Source organism: Kitasatospora sp. GAS1066B, from assembly GCF_041262605.1.
In the GTDB taxonomy this organism is placed as follows: Bacteria; Actinomycetota; Actinomycetes; order Streptomycetales; family Streptomycetaceae; genus Kitasatospora.
This window is the reverse complement of the sequence record NZ_JBGCCO010000084.1, coordinates 1-2,738: the sequence shown is the minus strand read 5'-3', so window position 1 is coordinate 2,738 and position 2,738 is coordinate 1. Positions and strand designations below refer to the sequence as shown.

1 protein-coding gene is annotated in these 2,738 nt (G+C 65.7%); it reads left to right on the top strand.

Annotated features, from left to right (window positions below; genetic code table 11):
- The coding region (locus ABH937_RS38125; RefSeq protein ID WP_370220848.1) for a type I polyketide synthase at nucleotides 1-2,738 on the top strand (2,738 nt) is incomplete at both ends.

The following is a 2,738-nucleotide window of genomic DNA, read 5'->3' as shown; positions in this document are numbered from 1 at the left end:
ATGAGCCGGTTGCGGTGGTGGGGATGGCGTGTCGGTATCCGGGTGGTGTGGGTTCGCCGGAGGGTCTTTGGGGGTTGGTGGATTCGGGTGTTGACGCGATCGGTGGTTTTCCGGTGAATCGGGGTTGGGATCTGGAGGGGCTTTATGATCCGGATCCGGAGCATCTGGGGACGTCGTATGTGCGTGAGGGTGGGTTCTTGTATGACGCGGATTTGTTCGATCGGGGGTTTTTCGGGATTTCGCCGCGTGAGGCGACGGCGATGGATCCGCAGCAGCGGTTGCTGTTGGAGGTGGCGTGGGATGTCTTTGAGGACGCGGCGATCGATGTGGGCATGCTGCGGGGTGGTAATACTGGTGTGTTCGTGGGGGCGATGTATCACGACTATGCCTCGCACTTGTCGGTGGTGCCGGCGGAGTTGGAGGGGTTTTTGCTGGTCGGGAATTCCTCGAGTGTGATCTCGGGTCGGCTGGCTTACACCTACGGGTTGCAGGGTCCGGCGGTGACGGTTGATACCGCGTGTTCGTCGTCGTTGGTTGCTGTGCATCTGGCGGCGCAGGCGTTGCATGCGGGGGAGTGTGATCTGGTGGTGGCGGGCGGGGTCACGGTGATGACGGATCCGGGGCCGTTCGTGGAGTTCAGCAGGCAGCGGGGGTTGGCGCCGGATGGGCGCTGCAAGTCGTTTTCGGCGGACACCGATGGCACGGGGTGGTCGGAGGGTGTGGGTCTGTTGCTTTTGGAGCGGTTGTCTGATGCTCGTCGTCATGGTCATCGGGTGCATGCGGTGATCCGTGGTTCGGCGGTCAATCAGGACGGTGCGAGCAACGGGTTGACTGCGCCCAATGGTCCGGCGCAGGAGCGGGTGATTCGGCAGGCGTTGGCGAACTCCCGGTTGTCCGCGGCGGATGTCGATGTGGTGGAGGCGCATGGCACTGGTACGACTTTGGGTGATCCGATCGAGGCCCGTGCTCTGCTGGCGACCTATGGTCAGGATCGTTTGCCCGAGCGGCCGTTGTGGTTGGGGTCGTTGAAGTCGAACATCGGTCATGCCCAGGCCGCGGCGGGGGTGGGTGGTGTCATCAAGATGGTCCAGGCGATGCGGCACGACACGCTTCCGCGTACCCTTCATGCTGAGGATCCCACTCCTCACATCGACTGGGACAACAGTGCGTTGGCCCTGCTCACCCAGGCGCGGCGGTGGCCGCCCGCCGAGCGTCCCCGGCGCGCTGGCGTCTCCTCGTTCGGGATCAGCGGGACCAACGCCCACGTCATCATCGAAGAGGCACCACCCGCTCCAACCCCCACCGAACCCCGCCGGGATCCCACGGTCGTCCTGGTGGCCACGTCCGACACCGTCGAGCAGACGCTTCCCGCCCTGGCCTCCGCCGAGTCCCACAACGATCCCGCCATGGAGGCAGCACCTGCTGCTGATCCTGCTGAGTCCCGCCGGGATTCCGGTTTGGCTGTTCCGTGGGTGTTGTCGGGGAAGTCGGAGGTGGCTCTGCGTGCTCGGGCGGAGCGGTTGTGGCAGTTCGTCTCGGAGCGTTCGGAGCTCGGGTTGCTTGATGTCGGTTTGTCGTTGGCCACGGGGCGGGCTTTGCTTGAGTGCCGGGCGGCGGTTGTTGGGCGTGATCGTGAGGAGCTTCTTGACGGACTTGGTGCGTTGGCGGGCGGCCGGGAGGCGGCCACCATCGTGCGGGTCCCTGATGCTGCACGGGGTAAGAGTGTGTTCTTGTTCACGGGGCAGGGCAGTCAGCGCCTGGGGATGGGGCGTGAACTCCATGAGGCCTCACCGGTCTTCGCCGCCGCTTTCGACAAGGTCTGCACACACTTCGACATCCCGTTGCGGGATGTGGTGTTCGGCAGTGCCGGTCCTGAGGAGCTGAATCGGACCCTGTTCGCGCAGCCGGCTCTGTTCGCGTTGGAGGTGGCGCTGTTTCGTCTGGCCGAGTCGTGGGGGGTCACGCCCGATTATCTGATGGGCCATTCGATCGGTGAGGTGGCCGCCGCGCACGTTGCGGGCGTGCTGTCGTTGGCGGATGCCTGCACACTGGTGTCGGCCCGGGCCAGGCTCATGGAATCGCTGCCGCCGGGTGGGGCGATGCTGGCCATCCAGGCCGCCGAACACGAGCTCACCTTGCCACCTGGGGTGTGTCTGGCGGCGGTCAACGGCCCCACGGCGGTCGTGGTGTCCGGCGACGAGGAACCGGTCGCTGAGCTGCGGGCCCACTGGCAGGCTTTGGGTCGCAAGACCAACCGGTTGCCCGTCTCGCACGCCTTCCACTCCCATCACATGGACGGCATGCTCGACGCCTTCACCCGGATCATCGGGGAACTGACCTTCAACCCGCCGACGCTGCCCATCGTGTCCACGGTGACCGGTGACCTGATCGAGGCCGCGGCCCTGTGCACGCCGCACTACTGGGCCACCCAGGCCCGACAGCCCGTGCGTTTCGCCGATGGCGTCCAACGACTCCAGGCCCTGGGTGTGAGCGATTACCTGGAACTGGGCCCCGACAGTACCCTGTCCACACTCGTCCACCACAACCTCACAGCGCCGGCCGCCACCGTGACCCCACTCCTGCGACCCGGCCAGAGCGAAACACACACCACCGCGACCGCCCTGACACTCGCACGCCTGCGCGACACCGACACCAACTGGAACACCGTCTTCGCCGGGACCGGCGCCCACCGGGTCGACCTACCCACCTACCCATTCCAACACGAACGCTACTGGCTG